This is a genomic window from Arthrobacter sp. SDTb3-6 (assembly GCF_013376095.1).
GTDB lineage: Bacteria > Actinomycetota > Actinomycetes > Actinomycetales > Micrococcaceae > Specibacter.
In genome coordinates, this window is sequence record NZ_JAAMFN010000001.1 from 63,020 (window position 1) to 85,774 (window position 22,755).

At 67.5% G+C, this 22,755-nt stretch carries 20 protein-coding genes and 2 tRNA genes; 15 read left to right on the forward strand and 7 right to left on the reverse strand.

Features of this window, described 5'->3' with window-relative positions:
• The first annotated feature begins 88 nt into the window (after window positions 1–88).
• From G6035_RS00310 to G6035_RS00345, 8 genes are all read left to right on the forward strand, one after another.
• On the forward strand, window positions 89–2,020 hold the full coding sequence (locus tag G6035_RS00310; RefSeq protein WP_176615092.1) for a DEAD/DEAH box helicase: 1,932 nt from the start codon (window positions 89–91) through the stop codon (window positions 2,018–2,020).
• Window positions 2,021–2,399: 379 nt separating this feature from the next.
• A tRNA-Thr gene (locus tag G6035_RS00315) sits at window positions 2,400–2,471 on the forward strand.
• Window positions 2,472–2,533: 62 nt separating this feature from the next.
• A tRNA-Met gene (locus tag G6035_RS00320) sits at window positions 2,534–2,607 on the forward strand.
• A gap of 166 nt (window positions 2,608–2,773) precedes the next feature.
• The gene (locus G6035_RS00325; RefSeq protein WP_176615093.1) at window positions 2,774–3,421 is read left to right on the forward strand and encodes an NAD(P)H-binding protein; all 648 of its coding nucleotides are present in this window, start codon (window positions 2,774–2,776) and stop codon (window positions 3,419–3,421) included.
• A 10-nt stretch (window positions 3,422–3,431) separates the two neighbouring features.
• Window positions 3,432–5,003, forward strand: a complete 1,572-nt coding sequence (locus G6035_RS00330) for a Na+/H+ antiporter (protein WP_176615094.1) — start codon at window positions 3,432–3,434, stop codon at window positions 5,001–5,003.
• A 161-nt stretch (window positions 5,004–5,164) separates the two neighbouring features.
• Complete coding sequence (locus G6035_RS00335; RefSeq protein WP_176615095.1) at window positions 5,165–6,037, forward strand: CoA ester lyase; 873 nt, start codon at window positions 5,165–5,167, stop codon at window positions 6,035–6,037.
• Between the two features lie 305 nt (window positions 6,038–6,342).
• Window positions 6,343–6,942: a hypothetical protein gene (locus G6035_RS19710; RefSeq protein ID WP_256127635.1), complete on the forward strand. Its 600-nt coding sequence runs from the start codon at window positions 6,343–6,345 to the stop codon at window positions 6,940–6,942.
• A gap of 156 nt (window positions 6,943–7,098) precedes the next feature.
• Entirely contained in the window at window positions 7,099–7,347 is a 249-nt protein-coding gene (locus G6035_RS00345) for a DUF3188 domain-containing protein (protein ID WP_176615096.1), read from the forward strand.
• A 110-nt stretch (window positions 7,348–7,457) separates the two neighbouring features.
• Here the strand turns inward: G6035_RS00345 and G6035_RS00350 are convergent, their stop codons facing one another.
• A complete protein-coding gene (locus G6035_RS00350; protein WP_371130743.1) occupies window positions 7,458–9,032 on the reverse strand; it encodes an MFS transporter in 1,575 nt (524 codons plus the stop codon).
• A 70-nt stretch (window positions 9,033–9,102) separates the two neighbouring features.
• Between G6035_RS00350 and G6035_RS00355 the strand changes: the two genes are divergently transcribed.
• From G6035_RS00355 to G6035_RS00385, 7 genes are all read left to right on the forward strand, one after another.
• The gene (locus tag G6035_RS00355; protein WP_176615098.1) at window positions 9,103–9,669 is read left to right on the forward strand and encodes a TetR/AcrR family transcriptional regulator; all 567 of its coding nucleotides are present in this window, start codon (window positions 9,103–9,105) and stop codon (window positions 9,667–9,669) included.
• Window positions 9,670–9,760: 91 nt separating this feature from the next.
• Window positions 9,761–10,210, forward strand: a complete 450-nt coding sequence (locus tag G6035_RS00360; protein ID WP_176615099.1) for a MaoC family dehydratase N-terminal domain-containing protein — start codon at window positions 9,761–9,763, stop codon at window positions 10,208–10,210.
• Window positions 10,210–10,635, forward strand: coding sequence for a MaoC family dehydratase (locus G6035_RS00365; RefSeq protein WP_176615100.1), 426 nt, complete (start codon window positions 10,210–10,212; stop codon window positions 10,633–10,635). Before G6035_RS00360 ends, G6035_RS00365 begins: the two co-directional genes overlap by 1 nt.
• Complete coding sequence (locus tag G6035_RS00370) at window positions 10,632–12,047, forward strand: MFS transporter (protein WP_176615101.1); 1,416 nt, start codon at window positions 10,632–10,634, stop codon at window positions 12,045–12,047. The genes G6035_RS00365 and G6035_RS00370 overlap by 4 nt, the downstream gene beginning before the upstream one ends.
• A complete protein-coding gene (locus G6035_RS00375) occupies window positions 12,044–13,126 on the forward strand; it encodes a UDP-N-acetylmuramate dehydrogenase (RefSeq protein ID WP_371130744.1) in 1,083 nt (360 codons plus the stop codon). Before G6035_RS00370 ends, G6035_RS00375 begins: the two co-directional genes overlap by 4 nt.
• 236 nt (window positions 13,127–13,362) lie before the next feature.
• A complete protein-coding gene (locus G6035_RS00380) occupies window positions 13,363–14,487 on the forward strand; it encodes an acyl-CoA desaturase (RefSeq protein ID WP_176615102.1) in 1,125 nt (374 codons plus the stop codon).
• Between the two features lie 40 nt (window positions 14,488–14,527).
• Window positions 14,528–15,670 (forward strand): winged helix DNA-binding domain-containing protein, encoded by a 1,143-nt coding sequence (locus G6035_RS00385; RefSeq protein WP_176615103.1) that lies wholly within the window; start codon window positions 14,528–14,530, stop codon window positions 15,668–15,670.
• 31 nt (window positions 15,671–15,701) lie between these two features.
• Here the strand turns inward: G6035_RS00385 and asd are convergent, their stop codons facing one another.
• From asd to mshD, 6 genes are all read right to left on the reverse strand, one after another.
• Window positions 15,702–16,847: an aspartate-semialdehyde dehydrogenase gene (gene asd / locus G6035_RS00390; RefSeq protein WP_176615104.1), complete on the reverse strand. Its 1,146-nt coding sequence runs from the start codon at window positions 16,845–16,847 to the stop codon at window positions 15,702–15,704.
• Between the two features lie 80 nt (window positions 16,848–16,927).
• Window positions 16,928–17,524 (reverse strand): dihydrofolate reductase, encoded by a 597-nt coding sequence (locus G6035_RS00395; RefSeq protein WP_218062839.1) that lies wholly within the window; start codon window positions 17,522–17,524, stop codon window positions 16,928–16,930.
• Window positions 17,521–18,339 carry a thymidylate synthase gene (locus G6035_RS00400; protein WP_309145230.1) on the reverse strand — a complete coding sequence of 273 codons (819 nt, stop codon included), beginning with the start codon at window positions 18,337–18,339 and terminating at the stop codon, window positions 17,521–17,523. Before G6035_RS00400 ends, G6035_RS00395 begins: the two co-directional genes overlap by 4 nt.
• Before the next feature lie 25 nt (window positions 18,340–18,364).
• Entirely contained in the window at window positions 18,365–19,330 is a 966-nt protein-coding gene (locus G6035_RS00405; protein ID WP_176615197.1) for an NUDIX hydrolase, read from the reverse strand.
• Entirely contained in the window at window positions 19,330–21,501 is a 2,172-nt protein-coding gene (locus G6035_RS00410) for an RNA degradosome polyphosphate kinase (RefSeq protein WP_371130756.1), read from the reverse strand. The genes G6035_RS00405 and G6035_RS00410 overlap by 1 nt, the downstream gene beginning before the upstream one ends.
• Window positions 21,502–21,665: 164 nt before the next feature.
• A complete protein-coding gene (gene mshD / locus G6035_RS00415; protein ID WP_176615105.1) occupies window positions 21,666–22,643 on the reverse strand; it encodes a mycothiol synthase in 978 nt (325 codons plus the stop codon).
• Window positions 22,644–22,755 lie beyond the last annotated feature (112 nt).

Consider the following 22,755-nt stretch of genomic DNA (forward strand, 5'->3'; position numbering starts at 1 on the left):
CCTGCCACGGGATGGTATGTAGCGGCTGGATTTCTTTGTAATGCGGCTGTCACAGGCCGCCTGGCCCTATGAATGAGGACTACTAACCATGCCCGAAAACCTTACCCAGACTTCCCCGGACGCCGTCACCATCAACAAGGAAGACGCGCCGGAAATCACCTTCGCCGAACTCGGCATTGACGGCCGCGTGCTGTCGGCCCTTAGCGACGTCGGCTACGAGAAGCCCTCGCCCATCCAGGCCGCCACCATCCCGCTGCTGCTTGAAGGCCGCGACGTGGTGGGCCTGGCCCAGACCGGAACCGGCAAGACGGCCGCATTCGCCGTCCCCGCCCTGTCCCGCATGGCCGAGCTGATGGACTTGAACGGCCCCACCCGGAACACCCAGATCCTGGTGCTGGCGCCGACCCGCGAGCTGGCCCTGCAGGTTGCCGAGGCGTTCACGTCCTACGCCAAGTACATGGAGAACTTCACCGTCCTTCCCGTCTACGGCGGCTCGGCCTACGGCCCCCAGCTGGCCGGCCTGCGCCGCGGCGCCCAGGTTGTTGTCGGCACGCCAGGCCGTGTGATCGACCACCTGTCCAAGGGCTCCCTGGACCTCTCTCACCTGCAGTACCTGGTGCTGGACGAGGCCGACGAGATGCTGCGCATGGGCTTCGCCGAGGACGTGGAGCAGATCCTGTCCCAGACGCCGGAGGAAAAGCAGGTTGCCCTGTTCTCCGCCACGATGCCAGGCCAGATCCGCCGCATCTCCAAGCAATACCTGAACGACCCGGCCGAGGTCACGGTCAAGTCCAAGACCACCACCGGTGCCAACACCCGCCAGCGCTACCTGCAGGTCATGGGCCCGCACAAGCTCGACGCCCTGACCCGCGTGCTCGAGGTGGAAGAGTTCGACGGCGTCATCGCGTTCGTGCGCACCAAGATGGCCACCGAGGACCTGGCCGACAAGCTCAAGTCCCGCGGCTTCCAGGCTGCCGCCATCAACGGCGACATTCCGCAGCAGCAGCGCGAGCGCACCATCGAGGGCCTGCGCGACGGCCGCTTTGACATCCTGGTCGCCACCGACGTGGCCGCCCGCGGCCTGGACGTTGAGCGGATCTCGCACGTCATCAACTACGACATCCCGCATGACACCGAGTCGTACGTGCACCGCATCGGCCGCACGGGCCGCGCCGGGCGCTCCGGCGACGCGATCCTGTTTATGACCCCGCGCGAAAAGTACCTGCTGCGCGCCATTGAAAAGGCCACCCGCCAGCCGGTGGAGCAGATGCACCTGCCCTCCGCCGAGACCATCAACACGCTGCGCCTGGGCAAGTTTGCCGAGAAGATCACCGAGACGCTGGCCAGCGAGGACGTGGCGAAGTTCCGCGACCTGATCGCCAGCTATGAAGAAGAACACGATGTTCCCGCCTCGGAAATCGCCGCGGCCCTGGCCGTCATGGCCCAGGGCGGCCAGCCGTTGCTGGTCCAGGACCTGCCTGCGGCACCGGAGTACCAGAAGCGCGAGCGCTCCAAGGACGGCTTCGGCTCCCGCGGCCCGACCCGCGCCCTGACCGAGGGCAACGCCACGTACCGCATCGCGGTGGGCCGCCGCCAGCGCGTCATGCCCGGCTCCATTGTTGGTGCCATCGCCAACGAGGGCGGCCTGTCCTCGTCCCAGATTGGCGGGATCGACATCCGCTCCGACCACACCCTGGTGGAGCTTCCGGCTGAACTGAGCAAGGATCAGTGGCGCGCGCTGAGCAAGACCCGCATCGGCGGCGAGCTGATCAACCTCGAACTGGACAAGGGACGCCGTCCCTCCTCCGGCGGGGGATACAAGGGCCGTGAGGACCGCGGCCAAGGCGGCTTCAAGAAGAAGTACGACGGCGACCGCGGCGGCTACCGTGGGGACCGGGACCGCGGCTTCGGTTCCGACCGTGGCCAGGGCGGCGGCCAGGGCCACACCGGCCACGGCGGTGGCGACCGCCGCCCCCGTCACGAAGGCGGCCAGAGCTTCAACAGCAAGGGCAAGTGGTAACCAGCCCTTCGCTGCGCTGCCGGGCGGGCGGTCCCTGCCACCGGCCCCGGGCGCTGCCGGGGAGCTGACACACCGTAACGACGTCCCGTAAAAAGGGGCGGGCCAATTCATGGCCCGCCCCTTTCTGCTGCCCTGTCCGCACAGCCGCCGTCGTCCCGGGTCCCCACGCCGCGGGCCCGCCGGGCCCCCCTTCTGGGCGGGTGTGACACACATCATTTGAGGCGTTCCGAAGTGCCGGAATGTGGCGGTTTCGGGGCCGTTCCGGCGCCGTGTGAACAGCTTCAAATGGCAGAATTGAAGCTGATTTCGGACCTCGCGCCGGGGGAGGGGATTTCCGATTTCGCATCCAGCAAATCCGCTGGTAAAGTATTTTCTCGTTGCCCCCCTAGCTCAGTGGTAGAGCGCGTTCTTGGTAAGAACGAGGTCACCGGATCGATTCCGGTGGGGGGCTCGCAAATGAGGAGGCTCGTGTCAAGACGGTTTTGGCCGGCAGCACGGGCCAAACTCATTTATGGCGGCGTAGCTCAGTTGGTTAGAGCGCACGACTCATAATCGTGAGGTCGGGAGATCGAGCCTCCCCGCCGCTACACAAAAAAGACCCGTGGTCCCGGCTGACAGCCGGGACCACGGGTCTTTTGTTTCGTGTCCGCCCCGCCGGGGACCGCCCGGGCTGGCGCAGGGGCCGCGCCCGGTGTGTACTGGGAAGACGCCGGCGGAAGGGTCCGGTGCGGGGCCGTGACGAAGGGGCAACACATGGGCAAGGTCATGATCATTGGCGGGCATGGGAAGATTGCGCTGCTGCTGGCGCCACTGCTGAAAGCGGCCGGCTGGGAAGTCTCCGGGATGATCCGCAACGCCGCACAGATCGACGACGTTGCCGCGGCAGGCGCAACACCGGTGGTGCACGACGTCGTCTCCTCCTCCGTGGAGGAGCTCGCAGGGCTGCTGGCCGGCCAGGACGCCGTCATTTGGTCAGCGGGTGCCGGCGGCGGAAATCCGGACCGCACCTATGCCGTCGACCGGGATGCCGCCATCCGTTCCATGGACGCTGCTGAGCAGGCCGGGGTGGGCCGCTACATCATGGTGTCCTACCTGGGTGCGCGGACGGACCACGGCGTTGGGCCCGGGGACAGCTTTTTCGCCTATGCCGAAGCCAAGGCGGCCGCAGATCTTCACCTGCGCAGCTCCGGCCTGGCGTGGACCATCCTGGGGCCCGGGGCCCTGACCCTGGACGCGCCCACGGGAACCATTGCCACCGACACGGATGCCGCACACCGCAACACCTCCCGTGCCAATGTCGCCCTCGTCGCCGCGGCCGTCCTGGAACGCCCGGACACGGTGGGCCGCACCATCGAATTCACCGACGGGAACGTGCGGGTCGCCCAGGCACTGAACCCGTAGGGCAGGAACGGTGGAACAGCTCGTCATCATCATCGGACTCCTTTTCGCCACCGTCGTCGCCGTCGGCCTGGGGGACAGGCTCAGGTTGCCGTATCCGGTGCTCATGCTCATCATGGCCGGTGCGATGACGTTCATCCCGGGATTTCCGGACCTGGGGATCGATCCCGAACTGATCCTGCCCATCTTCCTCCCGCCACTCCTCTTCGCCACGGCGCAAAAAAGCTCCTGGTCGGTGTTCCGGGTCCGGTGGCGCACCATTATCCTGCTGGCCGTAGCCCTCGTGGTGGCCTCCACCGCGGTGGCGGCCGGCGCCGCCTGGCTGATGGTCCCCGGGATTGGCCTCCCCGCAGCCGTTGCCCTGGGCGCCATGGCTGCCCCGCCGGACCCGGTGGCCGTGGAATCGGTGTCCGGCAGGGTGCACATGCCCCGCCGCCTCGTCACCGTGCTGCAGAGTGAGGGCCTGTTCAACGACGCCGCCGCAATCGTCATCTTCCAGGCAGCGGTGGCCAGTGCCATGGACGGGAAGCCCTTCGGGGTCGGTGTGACGGCCATGTTTGTCCTGGGTGCCATCGCCGCAATTGTCATCGGCGTGTTCATGGGGTGGGTGACCGGCCTGATCACCAGGTTCATTACCTCCTCGGTGGCGCGCAGCGCGGTGACCCTGGTGGTGCCGTTTGCGGCCTACATCCTGGCCGAGGAAGTGCATGCCTCCGGTGTGATTGCGGTGGTGGTGACGGCGCTGGAGATCAAGCGGCATGCCCGCGCTGAGGATGCGACCGAACGTGTCACGCGCGCCGCCTTCTGGGACGTGGTGGAACTGCTCGTCACGGGGCTGGCCTTTGGCTTGGTCGGGCTGGAAGTCCGCGGTGTCATCAAGGCCGAGGGCGCGGCCATTTGGGGCATGGTCCCCGCAGCGGTCGGCGTCAGCGTGCTGGTCATTGCTGTCCGCTTTCTGTGGTTCGGGCTGCTGGCGCTCCTTTCGAGGAAGACCGTTGGAGGACTTCCGCCCGCCAGTTTCAAGGATGTGGTGGTCCTCACCTGGTGCGGCATGCGGGGGCTGGCCACCTTGGCGCTGGCGCTGGCGCTGCCCTCGGTGCTGCCCTCCGGGCTCCCGTTTCCGGGCCGGCACGAGATCATCGTGATCGCCTGTGCCGTGCTGCTGGCCACGCTGGTGCTGCCCGGCCTCACGCTGCCATGGCTCATGCGCGTGCTCAATGCCACGGACGACGGCGTCGAGGAACGTGAGGCTGCCAGGCTCCTGGCCCTGCGCGCCCAGGAGGCGGCTGTGGCCGCTCTGCGAAGCAACGACCGCATCAAAAACCTCCCGCCGGAGAAAGTTGAGCTGGTCAAGTCCAGGATGTCGCGCCTGCAGGCCGAACTGCTGGACGGCAGCCTGAAGGACGAAAGCATCGATGAGCGGCGCCGTCGCGGACGCCAGCTGGCCATCGCCGTGCAGACCATCGCACTCGACGCTGCACGGCAGGAAATCATTACGGCCCGCAATGAGCCCGAGACCGATCCGGAAGCGGCAGACAGGGTGCTCAGGCAGCTTGATTTGCGCACCATGATCATGCCCGAGTGAGCGGCGGCCTACCCGGAAACGGTTCGCGGCGAAGGCCTTGAAAGGAACGTTGCGGAGCCATGTAGGCCGCAGGCCCCACTGGCGCATTCCACCAGCCATTGGCGGCGCGTCTTGTAGGAGGGGACAGGGATTCCGGCGCCGAGTACGTATACGGTAGATGTATGTCTAGTACCGTTCACACCGATGCCGTGTCCAAGCCGCCGCGCAACCGCAACATTCCGGCGGAAATTGCCCGTTCCTGGCTGCTGGTGCCCGCGACCCGCCCGGAAATCTTTGATGACGCTGCACGGTCGCGCGCAGACGCCATCGTGCTGGACATTGAAGATGCCGTGGATCCGAAGAAGAAGGACGGGGCCCGTGCAGACGTCATTGCGTGGCTGCGCAACGGCGGCAAGGCCTGGGTCCGCATCAACGACGTCCACTCTGACTTTTGGGCCGACGATGTGGCGGGCCTGCGCAACATTCCGAACCTGCTCGGCGTGATGCTGGCCAAGACTGAAAATGCCGAACAGGTCAAGGAAACGTACCACCGCCTCGACGGCAAGACCCGGGTGCTGGCGCTTGTGGAATCAGCGCTGGGCATCGAGGAAGCGAACAACATCGCCCGTGCCGAAGGCGCCTTCCGCCTGGCATTCGGCTCCGGCGACTTCCGTCGCGACACCGGCATGGCCGCCGACCGTGAGGCCATGGCCTACCCGCGCGCCAAACTCGTCGTGGCCAGCCGCGTCGGCAACCTGCCCGGACCCATTGACGGACCGACGGTGGGCACCAACCACCCGATCCTGCGTGAACAGTCCGCCATTACGGTCTCCATGGGCATGACCGGGAAGCTGTGCCTGGAAGCGGACCAGACCACCATCATCAACGAGGTCATCAGCCCCACGCCGACCGACGTTGCCTGGGCCACTGACTTCATGAACGACTTTGAGGCCCGCGGCGGCGTGATCCGTGACGGTTCGGACCTGCCCCGCCTGGGTCGCGCGGAGAAGATCATGAAGCTTGCCGTGGCGTACGGCGTCCAGCCGGCGGTCTAATCCCGGTGGTCGAGCCGGGGCCCTCGGTCCAAGGACCCGCCCTGGTCCGCGGGGTCACGTGGTCCCCGGACGGACCCGCCCTTTCGCTGTCCACGGACGACGGCGATTCCCGCCTCGCGCTGGGACCCGGGCTTTGGCTGCGGTTCCGCGCCGGGGCCGGGGCCGACGTGCCGTCCCGGTACTGCCTCGGGTATTCAGTGGTGAATGGCCCCGAGGACGCTGTGCATCACGGCTGCCCAGCGCACCAGGCGGCCGAGCGAGGGTTCCAGTGTGGTGCCTGCTTCGCCCGGGACGACTTTCGCTTCATGCATGACTTTCACCGCAGCGGCATTGGGCCGGCCGGCCTGAAAGCTTATCTGGCCCAGCCGCATTGGCTGTATGTCGCCACTTTTGCCGACGGCACCGTCAAGGTCGGCACCGCGTCCCAGCGAAGCAAATGGAGCCGGCTGGCCGAGCAGGGGGCCATCGTCGCCCGGTACGTCGCGCATGCCCGCGACGGCTCAGTGGTGCGGGTACTGGAGGACGCCGTGTCCGCCGGGCTGGGACTGACACAATTCGTCCGGGGGACCGCAAAATTTGCCGCCCTTTTGCAGCCCAGGCCCGGGGCGGAACTCGAGGCCGCCAATGCCGCCGCGGCTGGCACGGTACGGGACTTCCTGGGCACTGCAGGGGTCGACGGCTTTGAACCCGTTTCCGCGTCCCTGGTGGCACGGGCCGCGGCCGCGGTAAGGGCGGCGGCCAGGCTGAGCAGGCGGCGGATAGGCCCGCCGGCCACCGACGTCCCTGCCGCCGTCCCTGCCGCCGTGCCGGTGCCTCCCGGGCCCGGCACCCTTGCCGTTCTCTCCATGCACACCACGCTACAACCAGCCACCGACAAACATTCACGGGAAACCCGCGAATGTTGACAACCCTAGAACACACATTCCCTGTGGAGACCCCACCACACAAAAACGGCCCAAACCAGTCTCAAAGATGCGTCATGCTCCAGGTTGGCAGCGGACCGAATCCGGCATGGCCGTTCCCGAGACGGAGCCCGGATTTTGCTCCATTAGACTTGGGGTGTGCTTAATGACTTTTGGGAAACCGCTCCTCCTGCGTACAAATACGCTGTTTTCGGCGGCATGGCCCTGACCACGATCGGCATCATCATCATTGTGGTCGGTGCGGTGACTTCCACACCGCAACTGACGTTCGTGGGTTTGCCGTTCATTGGCGTGGGGCTCCTTGCCCACATGACGTCTCTTGGAATCCGTGGCCGCTCCGTCCGCAAGGCGCTCAAGGAAGCGGAGAAGCGCAGCAACGGGCGGTGACGTAGCGCGGGTGGCCAGCCCGAACGGCAAGATGCCGTGGGCGGCCTCCCTGTCTCCCCGCGGCCACTACCCAGTCCCCAGTGCGTTGACCTAAGTGTGGCCGGTCCCCGTCAGCGCCCTGCACGTCCACTGGTTCCAGGCCCTCCCCTCGAATCTGCGGCACGAAGTGTGCGCAGGCACATGAGTGCCGCCGCGAGCATCAAGCCGACACCTACCAGGGACACCAGCCCCGAACCGGAATCAAAGGCCTGCCGGGCCGATGCCAGCAGTGCAGTGCCCTGGCCGGCAGGCAGCGTCCCCGCAACATCGATCGCCCCGCCCAATGTCTGCCCGGCGGCGTGCCTGTCAGCCGCAGTGAGCGAAGCGGGCAGGACCACGTTCAACCGGTAGGCGGCCGCCAGGATGCTGCCCAGCAGGGCCGTGCCGAGGACGGACCCAACTTCGTAGGCGGTCTCGGAAATGGCTGACGCGGCCCCTGCCTTGGCGGGCGGTGCGGCGCTGAGGATGAGATCGTTGGAGATGGTCTCGGCTATCCCCACGCCGGCACCGAGCACGGCAAAGGCAGCAACAACACCGGCGACGGAGCCGCCCGTGTTCAGCCACACAATCCCAAATCCCACCGCGTTGAGCAGCAGCCCTGCAGCCGCCAGCCTGGAAGGGCGGAAGAACTTCGCCAGGGACGCGGCCAGCAAGCCCGTCATAATCGAAATGACCAGTCCGGGCACCAGCACAAACGCGGCCGCCGTGGGGGAGAGTCCCACCACGAGCTGCAGGTGCTGGGTGACAAAATACAGGAATCCAACAAGGGAGAAGATGCTCAGCAGGTTGGCCAGCACGCCGCCGCTGAAGACCGGATTCCGGAACAGCCGCACGTCCAGCATGGGGTTGGTGCGCGCCAGCTGGCGCCGCACAAAGACCAGGCCCAGCGCCACGCCCACAACAATCAGGGCACCATTGACAAACCAGGGCCGGCCCTGCGCGATCTCCTTGATGCCAAAGGTGGTCGGGACCATGGCGCCAAAGGACAGCAAAATGCTCAAGGGGTCAATTTTTCCCGGGGCGGGGTCCTTTGACGCCGGAACAAAGACCGGCGCCAGGATCAGCAGCAGCACCATGACCGGGATCGAGAGCAGGAAAACCGCTCCCCACCAGAAATGTTCCAACAGGAACCCTCCCACAATGGGACCCAGTGCGGCACCGCCCGAAAAGCAGGCAGCCCAGATGGCGATGGCCGTCCGGCGCTGGTCCTGGTGAACGAACAAGTTGCGGATCAGCGAAAGCGTCGACGGCATCAGCATTGAGCCAAATACGCCCAGGAGCGCCCGGCAGCCAATCAGGGCCGCGGCCGACGGCGCAAAGGCCGCCAGTACCGACACCACGGTAAAACCGGTGCTTCCCAGTAGGAGCAGACGGCGGCGGCCAAAGCGGTCGGCCAGGCTGCCCATGGGGACCAGCAACGCGGCGAGCACCAGAGGGTAGACGTCAATGATCCACAGCAGCTCGTTGGCCGAGGGGACCAGGGCCAGCGAGATGGAAGGGACGGCAAAGCTCAGCACCGTGTTGTCAACCGAGATAAGCAGCACGGGAAGCATGAGCACGGCCAGCGCGATCCACGCGCGCGTCCCTGCGCGGGCCGCAGTGGCGCCCGGGACCGGAGTGTCAAGGATGAAAGCCATGCATTCCATTCTAAACCGTCTAGTCGGTACAGTAAACCGGCTGGACGGTGTAGTTCATCACTTCTTGTAGTCTTGTTCCATGACTACACAACCGTCCGCGCGAGCGAGGGTCCTGCAGGCGTACGAGGACCTGCTGATCAACGACGGACCCCGCGCGGCCACGTTGGATGCGGTCGCAGCGGCAGCAGGAGTGTCCAAGGGCGGGCTCCTTTACCACTTCAAAAGCAAGGAAGCCCTGACCGCCGGCCTGGTGGAAAAGATGCGCGAACTGGCCGAAGTCGACTTTGCCCGCATGGCCCACGACCCGGACGGCTGCGCCAACTACTACGTGCGCACCAGCGTCTTCGGCGGCACCACCTTTGACCGCACGGTGGTCGCCGCGATGCGCCTGGCCCAGGGCGAAGAATCCACCGTCCGGGCCGCCTTTACCGAAATGCACGAACGCTGGTACCAGCTCATCCTCGGCGACATCCAGGACGCCGCGGTGGCCCGGGCCGTCCTGCTCATTGGCGACGGGCTGTACTACAACGCGGCACTCTTCGGCCTCCCGGCCCATGCCGGGGCCGACGCCGGACCCGAGGGGAGCGTCGATGTCCAGTCGCTGCTGGCGGTGGTCGGGCGCATGGGTTCCGGTGCCCGGACCTGACATTCCCGGCGCCTCCCACCTTTCGCACGCCCGCGGCGGGCCGCACCTCAGTGGACCCATGTGCGGGCCACTCGGCCGGTAGGCTTGGAGCATGACCATCAACCCCAAATTGCAGGGCCGCAGCTATCCGGCCGGCGATGTTTACAGCGTGGGCCGCGAGTCCATCCGTGAATTTGCGCGTGCCGTCAAGGCCGTCCACCCAGCCCACTTTGACGTTGCCGCAGCCCGGGCGCTGGGCCATGGCGACCTCGTGGCGCCGCCCACCTACGCCATCATCGTCGCGCAGCGCGCCGACGCCCAGCTGATCAACGATCCCGAGTCCGGCATCGACTTTTCCCGCGTGGTCCATGCGGAGCAGAAATTCACCCACCATCGCCCCATCGTGGCCGGCGACGACCTCGTGGCCGAACTCCACGTCGACACGGTCCGGGCCATGGGCGGTGGCGCCATGATCACCACACGCGCCGAAATATCCACCGTGGCCGGGGACGCCGTTGCCACGACAGTGTCCGCCATCCTGGTGCGCGGGGAAGGGCAGTAATGAACTTTGCAGAACTCGCAACGGGCCAGGAAATCGGTACCCGTACCCTTGAAATCTCCCGGGCGGACCTGGTGAAGTATGCCGGTGCCTCCGGGGACTTCAACCCCATCCACTGGAACGAACGCTTTGCCCGGGAGGTGGAGCTGCCCGGCGTCATCGCCCACGGCATGTTCACCATGGGGGCGGCCGTGCAGCTGGTGACCGACTGGGCGGGCGACCCCGCCGCCGTCGTCAGTTACGGCACACGCTTCACCAAGCCGGTGCCGGTGGCCGACCTGGACGGGGCCCCGGGAGCCGTCGTCGAGGTGTCCGGCACCATCGGCGCCCTTGACGCCGTGGCCCGCACGGCCCGGATCGACCTGGCCGTCACCCTGGACGGCCAAAAGGTGCTCATCAAGGCCCAGGCCACGGTCCGGGTGGCGTGAGCAGCAGCTCCCCTGCCAACAGCTCCGGCAGCGACTCACGCAGCGTCAAGGCCTGGCGCAACGGCGTGGTCACCGCCTACGCCGGTTCCGGGCTGGTCTTCTCCACCTGGGTCTCACGCATCCCGGCAATCCGCGACGATCTGCACCTGACGCCGGCCAAGGTGGGCCTGATCCTGCTGTGCATGTCGCTGGGGTCGTTCGTGTCGGTGGCCGTTTCCGGGCTGGTGGTTCTCCGGCTCGGTTCCCGGTTGACCACCCGGACCTGCACCACCATCCAGGCCGCGGGCCTGGTGGTCATGGGAGTGGGTGCCAGCGTCTTTGTCAACCCGCTGGTGGTGGGCGGCGGGCTGGTCGTGGTGGGCCTGGGCACCGCCAGCTTCAACACCGCCTCCAACATCGAGGGCGCGGCGGTGGAGCGGGCGCTGGGCCGGCACATCATGCCGCGCCTGCACGGCTCCTTCAGCATCGGCACGGTCGTGGGCGCCGGGCTGGGCGCCCTGGCCGCTTCCGTGCACCTGCCCGTGGCCATCCACGTCGCCGTCATGGCCGCCATCGTCTGGACCGCCATCTGGTTTGCCACCCGCCACTACCAGGCGGACCGGCGTGCGGCGGAGGCGGGGCGTGGCCAGGGCGCCGTCCGGCTGGGCGAGCTCGACTCCGTGCCGGGCACCGGCCCCATTCCCCTCGTCAAGCCGGGCACGACGCCGGGTTCCCCTGCCAGGCGGGCGGGCCCGCCCGACCCTGCGGCCGAAGCCGCCGCCGCCCTGGCCGCGGAAAGCAGCAGGCTGGCCCGGGCCAAGCTCGACGGCAAGGCCAAGATTGCCGCCGCCTGGCGGGACCCCCGCACCCTGCTCATCGGTGTGCTGGTGCTGGGCCTGGCCCTGGCCGAAGGCGCCGCAGGGGACTGGGTGGCGCTGGCGATGGCTGACGGCTACGGATCCTCCAACGCCACCGGCGCGCTCGGCTACGGCATCTTTGTCTCCGCCATGACCGTGGGCCGCTTCGCCGGCACCTGGGTCCTGGACCGCTACGGCCGCGTCGCCACGCTGCGGGCCAGCGCGGCCCTGGCCGTCGCCGGACTGGCCGTCTTTGTGTTTGCCCCGGGCCCGGAGGTCGCCCTGGCCGCCCTCGTCTTTTGGGGCCTGGGCTCCGCCCTCGGGTTCCCGGTGGGCATGTCCGCGGCATCGGATGACCCGGACCACGCAGCGGCCCGCGTCTCCGTGGTCTCCACGATCGGCTACGGTGCATTCCTGGGCGGCCCGCCGCTGTTGGGCCTGTTGGCCGAGCACGTGGGCGTGCTGCATTCCCTGCTGGCCGTCCTGGCCATGCTGGTGGTCGCCTTTGTGCTGACGCCGGTGGTCCGCAAACCCGCGGCGGCCATCGCCCGCGAAGGCACTACTGTTGAAGCGTGAGTGAAAACGTGCTGCTGAGTTCCCTGACCACCCTTGGCGTGGGAGGCCCCGCACGCAACTATGCCGAGGCGGCGACGGAGGCCGAAATCATCGCCGCCGTCCGTTCCGCGGACGACGCCGGCGAGCACCTGTTGATTGTGGGCGGCGGCTCCAACCTGGTGGTCTCCGACGACGGCTTTGACGGCACGGTCCTGAAGATCGCCAGCCAGGGCTTTACGGCCACCGCCGAAGACTCCTGCGGCGGGGCGTCCGTGGTGGTCCAGGCCGGCCACGACTGGGATGACTTTGTCCACCAGTCCGTGCTCCACGCCTGGAGCGGGCTCGAGGCGCTCTCCGGCATTCCCGGCCTCGCCGGAGCCACCCCCGTGCAAAACGTGGGCGCCTACGGTGCCGATGTTTCCCAGACCATTGCCGCCGTGCGGACCTGGGACCGGGAAAGGAACGCCGTCCGCACCTTCACGAATTCGGAACTGAAGTTTGGCTACCGCGACTCCATCATCAAGCAAACCACGGCCGACGGCTCACCGCGCTACGTGGTCCTGACGGTGGAATTCCAGCTGCTGTTGGGCCGCATGAGCGCCCCGGTGAAGTACGCCGAGCTGGCCCGCCGCCTGGGTGTGGAGGTGGGCAGGCGTGCGAATTCGCTGGAGCTGCGCCGCGCCGTCCTGGAACTGCGCGCAGCCAAGGGCATGGTGCTGGACCCTGGCGACCGCGACACCTTCTCCACGGGTTCGTTTTTCACCAACCCGATCGTTGCCGCCCCGGTGGCGGACGCGCTGCCCGCCGACGCCCCGCGCTATCCCGCGGCGGACGGGTTGACCAAGCTCAGCGCCGCCTGGCTCATTGAGCACGCGGGCTTCTCCAAGGGCTACGGCCTGGCCCTGGACGGGGGGAAGGACGACGCCGGGACCCCGGCCCGCGCTTCCCTGTCCACCAAACACACCCTCGCCATCACGAACCGTGGCGGGGCCACGGCCGGCGACGTGCTGGGGGTCGCACGCAAGGTGCGGGACGGCGTCGTGCGCCAGTTCGGCATCACCCTGCACCCGGAGCCGGTGCTGGTGGGCTGCCGGCTCTGACCCCTCAGACGCTCCCGCGCAATCGGGGGTGTTTTCGCCGTCGCTCCCGCGCAATCGGGGGTGTTTTTCCTGACGCTCCCTCACTTCCGGCGGCGCACCCCTACCGCGGTAGGGGGTCAAGACCGCTCCCGGGTGTGATGTGGCCGGGTGTCCTTTTTACATAACGTAGAAGTCAGATCGAGACTTTTTACTTTTACGTGATGATTGGGCATCCGTGAGGCAACTGGAGGAGCACCATGTCATCCGCAACACTTGACAGCACGGACCTGCTGGACGGGGCACCCGCCGTCCGGCCTGTGCGCAAGCGCCCCGCACGGGACCGCCACGTCACCGACTTCATCCAGCTGTGCGAGCAGGTCCGCGACGCCGGGCTCATGGAGCGCGACATCAAATGGTACGTGGGCCGCTTCGTCCGCCAGGGGATCGGCTACCTTGCCGTCCTGGCGTTGTTCCTGACGCTGGGGCAGAGCTGGTGGCAGCTGGCCACCGCCGTGCTGTTCGCGTTCCTGTGCACGCACACCGCCTTCCTCTCGCACGACGCCGCACACCGCCAGGTGTTTGCCTCCGCCAAGAAAAACGCGTGGCTGGCCCGTATCTCCGGCAACCTGTTCGTGGGGCTGTCCTACGGCTGGTGGATGAACAAGCACGGCAAGCACCACCTGAACCCGAACAAGATCGGCGTTGACGGCGACATCGACCCCGGCGCCCTCGTGTTTGACCCGGAAAACGCCGCCAAGCGCACCGGCTTTGCCAAGTGGTTCGCCCGCCGCCAGGGCGCGTTCTTCTTCCCCCTGCTGACGCTGGCCATGCTGGACCTGCACATCTCCGCCGTCCGCCGCGTGGTGGACCGCAAGCAGATTGTGCCCGAACGCAAGGCCGAGATCGCCATGCTGGTGGTCCGCCTCGTGATCCTCCCGGCGTTTACCGTCTGGTTCCTTGGCTGGGGCCTCGGGCTGGCTTTCATCGCCGTGCAGGTCATGGCGCTGGGCCTCTACATGGGCGGCTCCTTCGCCCCCAACCACAAGGGCATGCCGCTGGTTCCCAAGGACGTCAAGATCGACTTCATGCGCCGCCAGACCCTGATGAGCCGCAACATCTCCGGAGGGTGGTGGGTGGACGCCGGCATGGGCGGGCTGAACTACCAGATCGAGCACCACCTCTTCCCCACCATGTCCTCCAAGAACCTCAAGGCCGTCCAGCCCATGGTCCGGGCCTATTGCGCCGAGCGGAACATCACGTACACGGAAACCACACTGGGCCGGTCGTACATGATCGTTATGCGCTACCTGAACCGCGTGGGCCTGGGCCAGCGCGACCCCTTCGAGTGCCCCATCACCGCCCAGCTCCGATCCGCCCGCTAAAGCGTCGACGCTGCCGGGACGTGGGCACTAGATTGGGTCCATGACCCCCAGCCTCACACCAGCCAAGCTGGCCCGGCTCCGCCTCGCAGCACAATGGATCCTGCCCGCGTCCTCCGCCCCCGCCCCCGGGCCGGTGGACGCGGTGCGCCGGCTGACGGCCCTGCAGGGACAGGACTTTCCCGGCGCCCTGTGGTCCATCGGCCTGCGTGCGCCCGGCACCACCCGCTCGGATGTCGAGGCCGCCTTCAACCGCGGCGAGCTGGTGCGCTCCTGCCCCCTGCGCGGCACGCTCCACGTCACCGTGGCGCAGGACCTTGGCTGGATCCTGTCACTGACCGCGGAGCGCATGATGGCGGGCCAGGCCGCCCGGCACCGCCAGCTGGACATTACGACGCCGGACGTGGAGCAGGTGCGCGGCCTCGCCCTTGCGCTGCTGGAACAGTCGGGCGGCAGGGCCACGCGCGAGGAACTGTTCGCCGCCTTTGAACAGGCGGGCCAGGGGACCAGGGCCCAGCGCGGCTATCACCTTTTGTTCCTGCTGTCCCTGGACGGAACGCTGGTCCAGGGCCCCGTCAACGGGAGCGCCGGCAATGGCAACAGCCAGTTTTATGTCAACTCCGCGCAGTGGATCAGGAATCCCCGCACCCTGGACCGCCGGGAGGCCCTCGCCGAACTGGCCCTGCGCTACTTCCGCGGCCACGGCCCGTCCACCGTCCGGGACTTCCAGTGGTGGTCCAAGCTGACCCTCGCGGACATCAAGGCCGGCCTGGAATACGCGAAGGAACAGCTCGAAGCGGTGGAATGTGGCGGCGACACGTACTGGCTTGCCCCCGAAACCGCGGACCTGCTGGGCGGCAGCACGCCCGGCGGGCCGCCCGGGGCGCGCTCGGTGCTCCTGCTGCCGGGCTTTGATGAATACCTGCTCGGCTACACGGACAGGAGCGCGGCCCTGGCGCCGCGACACGCACCGCTTACAGTGCCCGGCAACAACGGAATGTTCAAGGCGACCGTGGTGGCCGGCGGCCAGGTGGCCGGAACCTGGCGGAAAGCCCGCGGCGCTGCCGGGCAGCAACGGCCGCCGGCCGGCATCGTGGTCCCGGAATGCTTTACGGACCTTGGCCCCAACCAGCACAAGTCGCTGGAAAAGTCGGCGAAGGCGTACGCCAAATTCATCGGCACCTAGCAAGGGGTCTCGACGGGCCCGGCCGCCGGGGCTAGAGCGTGCCGGTGGCGATGTTCAGCATGCGGCGCAGCGGCTCCGCGGCGCCCCAGAGGAGCTGGTCGCCCACCGTGAACGCACTGATGTACTCCGGGCCCATCTCCATCTTGCGGATGCGGCCCACGGGCACGTCCAGCGTGCCGGAGGCGGCCACCGGGGTGAGGTCCGCCATGGATGCCTCCTTCGTGTTCGGCACCACCTTCGCCCACTCGTTGTCGTTGGCCAGCAGTGACTCGATCTCGGCCACGGGGAGGTCCTCGCGCAGCTTGAGCGTGAGTGCCTGGGAGTGGGAGCGCATGGCGCCGATGCGCACGCACAGCCCGTCCATGATGACGCGGTTGTCGGCGCCGGTGCCCAGGATCTTGTTGGTCTCCACCCCGGCCTTCCACTCCTCGCGGGACTGCCCGTTGCCGAGGTCGGAATCGATCCAGGGGATCAGCGAGCCGGCCAGCGGCACGCCGAACTGGCTGGAGTCGATGCCCTCGCGCTGGTGGGCGAGGACCTTGCGGTCAATGTCCAGGATGGCCGACGCCGGGTCGTCCAGTTCGCTGGACACCTCGGAGTTGAGCGTGCCGAACTGGGTGAGGAGCTCGCGCATGTGGCGGGCGCCGCCGCCGGAGGCAGCCTGGTACGTCATGGCCGTGCCCCACTCCACCAGGTTGTTCTTGAACAGGCCGCCCAGGCCCATGAGCATGCAGGAGACGGTGCAGTTGCCGCCGATGAAGTCGCGGGTGCCGTTGGCCAGGCCCTTGTCGATGACGTCGCGGTTGATCGGGTCCAGGACGATGATCGAGTCGTCGTTCATGCGCAGCGTGGAGGCCGCATCCAGCCACAGCCCGTCCCACCCGCGGCCGCGCAGTTCGGTGTGCACACGCTTGGTGTAGTCCCCGCCCTGGGCCGTGACAATGATTGGCAGCTTTGCCAGCGTGTCAATGTCAAAGGCATCTTCGAGCCTGCCGGCCCCCGGCGCGAACGCGGGGGCGCTGCCGCCGGCGTTGGAGGTGGAGAAGAAGACGGGGTTGATGCCTGCGAAGTCGCCTTCGTCCTGCATGCGCTGCATCAGGACGGAACCGACCATGCCGCGCCAGCCAACCAGGCCAACTGAAGGAACGCCGGCGGGGGGAACGCTGTGAGAAGTCATGAGTCCAGTTTAGGGCGGGGAGGCAAATCGGCCGAAGTCCGTTTCACTGCGTGAACGCTGCCGGGCCGCTTTTGGCAGGCCTACTCCGGCGCCTGAAACTCCGTTGCGCCCCTGGCCCACAGCGTGAAGCGGTATTCGGTGCCGTTCTTTGCGGTGTTCCAGCCTTCGCCCGGTGTGGCCCCGCGGAACGACCACTCCGCACCGAGCACGGGCGCCTGCGTGTCACCTGGCACGTCCGTGTTAATAACGGTGATGACGGCCACGTTGCAGTCCTCGAGCAGTTCCCCAAAGACCTGCGCGCCGCCAATGACCCACACCTCGTTGCCACCGGGGGAGAGCTGGGCCTCCACGAGTGCGTGTTCCACGGAGTCAAGCACGACGGCGCCGCCCGCCCCCGGCGTTGAGCCCCACCCTTCCTGCCGGGTCACCACGATGTTGGTGCGCCCCGGCAGCGGCCGGTACTTCGCCGGGAACGAGTCCCAGGTCTTGCGGCCCATGACCACCGGGTGGCCGGAGGTGACGCGCTTGAAGTGGGCCAGGTCCTCGGGCAGGTGCCAGGGCATGCCGCCGTCGGCGCCAATGACGCCCTGGTTGGTCTGCGCCCAGATCATGCCGATGATCGGTTCGGTGAAGCGGTAGTACCCGGGCTGTTCGGGGGAAGCTGGCTTAGGGTTCATACGGCGATCGGTGCCTTAATCGTCGGGTGGTGGCGGTAGTCGACCAGCTCAAAGTCCTCGAACTTGTAGTCGAGGATCGAATCCGGCGTACGCGTAAACCGCAGCCGCGGATACGGGTACGGCTCACGCGAAAGCTGTTCGGCCACCTGCTGGATGTGGTCGTCGTAAATATGCACGTCGCCGCCGGTCCAGATGAACTCGCCCGGCTCCATGTCCAGCTGCTGCGCCACCATCATGGTCAGCAGGGCGTAGGAGGCAATGTTGAACGGGACACCCAGGAAGGAGTCGGCCGAGCGCTGGTACAGCTGGCAGCTGAGTTTCCCGCGGCCGTCTTCCGTGGGGGCGACGTAAAACTGGAAGAACGCGTGGCACGGCGGCAGCGCCATGTTTTTCAGCTCGCCCACGTTCCAGGCGGAGACCATGTGCCGGCGGGAATCGGGGTTGCTGCGCAGCGACTCCATCACGGCGGCAATCTGGTCGATGTGTTCGCCGTCCGGCGTGGGCCACGAGCGCCACTGGACGCCATAAACGGGGCCCAGCTCGCCGTCGTCGTCCGCCCATTCGTTCCAGATCTTCACGCCGTTCTCCTGCAGCCAGCGCACGTTCGAATCGCCGCGCAGGAACCACAGCAGCTCCAGGGCCACGGACTTGAAGTGCACCCGCTTGGTGGTGATGAGGGGGAAGCCCTCGGAAAGGTCGAAGCGCAGCTGCCGGCCAAAAACGCTGCGGGTCCCGGTGCCGGTGCGGTCCGATTTATGGGTGCCGTTGGCCAGCACGTCCCGGAGCATGTCCTCATACGGGGTCAGGATAGTCACGCCCACCAGTCTACGTGCCCGGCCGTCAGTCCTCGTAGGGCCGGTGCTGCTCCAGGGCCACGATGCGTCCAGGCTCGCTGACGGACACGTGCGCCACCAGGACCTCGCCCGGGGCCAGGTGCGGGTCGCCCAGCGGGAGGGTGGCCGCCAGCGGTGCGTCCATGTGCGTGGCCAGCGTCTTCAGGACAGTCGGCAGCACGGGCCGGTGGGTGCAGAGCGCCGCGGCCTTGGACTTGGCGAGCAGCTTTTCAACGGCTGCGGCGGCCTTGTCCGGATTCCGCTTATGGTCCGCTTCCGTCAGTGCCGGCACCACCTTGACCTTGGCCTTTGTGGCCTGGGCGTAGGGGGAGATGGTGGCAATGCAGCGCATCCAGCCGCTGGTGATGACCTTTCCCGGGTGCCAGGCCATCAGCAGCCGCTGGAGGTAGAGCGCCTGCCGCTTGCCGGTGGCCGCCAGCGGCCGCTCGCCTTCGGCCCGGGTCCACGCCGAGCGGGGCTTGGCCTTGGCGTGCCGGATCACCACCAGGGGCCAGGTCTGCAGGCTACCCGCCTCATGGGCGGCGAGCAGCGCGTCCAGGGGTTCGACGTCGGACGGGTTGGACAGCAGGCCCCTCGCCTTGGTGGGGGAGCACCAGACGGCCGTGTCCACCTCCTTGCCGTCGGGCAGGGGCGGCATGTCGTCCACTTCGGAGGCCCAGTAGTGCACTTCCTTGATGCCGGGCTTGACGGCGTAGCGGATGAACGGCAGGGGGATGCCGAGGGTGATGGGCAGCCCCACTTCCTCATAGACTTCGCGCACCGCGCATTCCGCGAGCGTTTCGCCCTTGTCCAGCTTGCCCTTGGGCCAGGACCAGTCGTCGTAGCGCTGCCGGTGGATGAGCAGGAGCTCCAGCTTCCTTTTCTTCACCCGCCAGCACAGCGCCCCGGCGGCGTACACGGAAATTTCCGTGCCGTCGGTTGCCACGTCCTCCAAATGCTCGCTGCTGCGCATCAACGGTGGAGGGTGGAGCGCTGTCGGGAACGGCTGGCGAGCAGCCAGGACTGGACGTCGCTGAGCGGATCGCCTTGGGCGTCGAGGTGGTGGCGCGTCCATTCGCCGTCCTCGCCCAGGTGCCAGCTGGATGTGCGGTCGTCGAGGTAGCGGTCCAGGAGGGAGTTGACCTCCACGATGTGGTCGGGGTTGGACAGCTGCACCAGGGCCTCCACGCGGCGGTCCAGGTTGCGGTGCATCATGTCCGCCGAACCGATGTAGACCACCGGCTTCCCGCCGTTGGCAAAGGTAAACACGCGTGAATGCTCCAGGAAGCGGCCCAAAATGGAGCGGACCGTGATGTTCTCGCTAAGCCCCGGAACGCCCGGGCGCAGCGAGCAGATGCCGCGCACCACCACGCCCACGTCCACCCCGGCCTGGGAGGCGCGGTACAGCGAATCGATGATGGCCTCGTCCACCATGGAATTGACCTTGAAGCGCACCTGCGCCGGCAGGCCCGCCTTCTTGTGGGCAATTTCGGCATCGATGCGGGCAATCAGGCCCGAACGCACCGAACGCGGCGCCACGAGCAGGCGTTCAAACTCGGACTTGGGGGCGTAGCCGGAGAGCTGGTTGAACAGCTTGGACAGGTCCTCGCCCACCTGGTTGTCGGCCGTCAGCAGGCCCAGGTCCTCGTAGTACCGGGCCGTGCGCGGGTGGTAGTTGCCGGTGCCGATGTGGCAGTAGCGGCGCAGCCCGTCCTGCTCCTGGCGCACCACCAGGGACAGCTTGCAGTGGGTTTTCAGGCCCACGATGCCGTACACCACGTGCACGCCCGCCTGTTCCAGCTTCCTGGCCCAGGAGATGTTGGCCTGCTCGTCAAAGCGGGCCTTGATCTCCACGAGGGCCAGCACCTGCTTGCCGGCCTCCGCCGCGTCGACCAGGGCGTCCACGATGGGGGAGTCTCCGGAGGTGCGGTACAGGGTCTGCTTGATGGCCCGGACCTTGGGGTCCGAGGCCGCCTGCTCCAGGAACGCCTGCACCGAGGTGGAGAAGGAGTCGTAGGGGTGGTGGAGCAGGATGTCGCGCCGGCGCATGGCAGCGAACACGTTGGCGGCCTTCGCCGTCTCTGATTCATTCAGGTCCCGCGAGGTGTGGGCCACGTGCTTGGGGTAGCGCAGGTCGCTGCGGTCAATGTGCCCAATGACGGAGAGCCCGCGCAGGTCCAGCGGGGCCGGGAGCTTGTAGACCTCGGCCTCGTCGACGTCGAGTTCGCGCACCAGCAGCGCCAGGACGTTCGGGTCGATGTCCGTGGCCACTTCCAGGCGGACGGGCGTGCCGAACCGGCGGCGGAGCAGTTCCTTCTCCAGCGCCTGGAGGAGGTTCTCGGCGTCGTCCTCCTCCACCTCAAGGTCCTCGTTGCGGGTGACCCGGAAGGTGTGGTGCTCAATGACCTCCATGCCGGGGAAGAGCTGGTCGAGGTGCTCGGCGATGACTTCTTCGAGCGAAATGAAGCGGGCCACGCGCCCGGGCACGGTCCCGGCGCGGGGGCCGTCCACGGAGACCAGCCGTTCGAGCAGGTCCGGGACCTTCAGGCGGGCAAAGAGTTCCTTGTCGCTGACGGGGTTGCGCACCACCACGGCCAGGTTCAGCGAGAGCCCGGAGATGTACGGGAACGGGTGGGCCGGGTCCACGGCCAGCGGGGTGAGGATGGGGAAGATCTTTTCGGCGAACATCTTGCTCAGCCGGTCCTTGGCGGCCTCGTCCAGTTCGTTCCAGTGCACCAGGTGCAGGTGTTCGTAGGCGAGGGCGGGGCGGATTTGGCTGGCAAAGACATGGGCGTGGCGCGCCTGCAGCTTGTGCGCTTCCTCGCTGATGTGTTCCAGGACCTCGATGGGGCTCAGCCCGGCGGGGGACGGCACGGCCAGGCCGGCGGCGATGCGCCGCTTCAGCCCGGCCACCCGAACCATGAAGAATTCATCGAGGTTGGAGGCGAAGATGGACAGGAAATTCACCCGTTCGAGCAGGTAAAGCTCCGGATCCTCGGCCAGTTCCAGGACGCGGGCGTTGAACGCCAGCCAGCTCAGCTCCCGGTCCAGGAAGCGGTCGGGGCTGATGTCGCCCGCCGGCAGAAGGTTCGGCTCAAACTCGGGGATGTCGATCCGGTCCTGCGTGGCGCGCACGGCGGGCATCTCGCCGGAACCGAAACGTTCCCCGTTCAGCGACGCCGAGGTCTGCACCGGTCCCTTGTATTCGCGCTTCATCGATAAATCCTCAAAGTTGGTGCTGCTTTGTTCCAACACTACAAGCCCCCGGCGGGCCTGGGCAGTGCGCGCAGCAAGGTTCCATGTGCCGGTCAGGAGGGGGAGACGGGGCCGTACATGACGTCGGAATCCCACTTGGTGAAGCCCAGCTTCCGGTACAGCGCCACGGCTGCCTCGTTGTCGGCGTCCACGTACAGCATGATGGCCCGCAGCCCCTGCGCCTGCAGGTAGTCGATCCCCTGGCTGGTCAGCACCCTGCCCAGGCCCATGCCCTGGGCGGCCGGCGTCACACCCACGACATAGACCTCGCCCATGGGGGACTGCCCCGCGCGCCCCGGATGGACCTTGGTCCAGTGGAAGCCCAGGATCGCCCCGGAGCCGTCCACGGCCAGGAAGAAGCCGGCCGGATCAAACCACGGCTCGGCCATGCGGGCCTGGAGGTCCTCAAGGGTCAGCGCGCCCTGTTCGGGGTGGTGGGCGAAGGCTGCGGCGTTGGCCGACAGCCAGGCGGCCTCGTCCTGGTGGGGCACAAAGGTCCGCAAGGTCACGCCGTCGGGCAGCTGGGGGCGGTGCGGCTCCGCGGCGGGCTCCGGTGCCCGGCGCACCAGGCGCATGCGCCACAGTTCACGGATGGCACGGTAGCCGTAGCTGGCGGCCAGGTCCGCCGCCGCCTCGTGGTCCCCATGCGACCACGCCCGGATGCCCTGAAGCCCGCGGACCTCCACCAGCTTGTCCAGCAGCATCGAGCCGACGCCCTCGTTGCGGTAGTTGGGGTGCACGGCAATCTCCAGGACGCCCTCACCGCCGTCAAGCACGACGACGGCCACGCCCGCCAGGTCTTCGCCTTCCGTTGGTGAATTCTCCTCTGGGGCATAGGTCAGCAGGACCAGGACGGAATGCGGGCCGGCCTGCCGGGCCTTCAATTCCACCAGGGTCTGCTCGGAAAACGGCGGATTGCCGTCCTCGTCCTCGGCATCGCCGACCAGGTCGAGGATGTCGTGCAGGACGTCGGGTTCGGGGGTGCCCGGGACCACTGTCACGGGCCAGCTGCCAGTCTTTGCGGGGCTCATGACCACAGCCTAGACGATATGGGGTGGGGGCGGCTGGGTTTATGTCCCGTGCGCTGCGGACGCCTGCGGGATGCCGGTGCCACACCGTGGACAGGCGACGGCCATCCGGCGG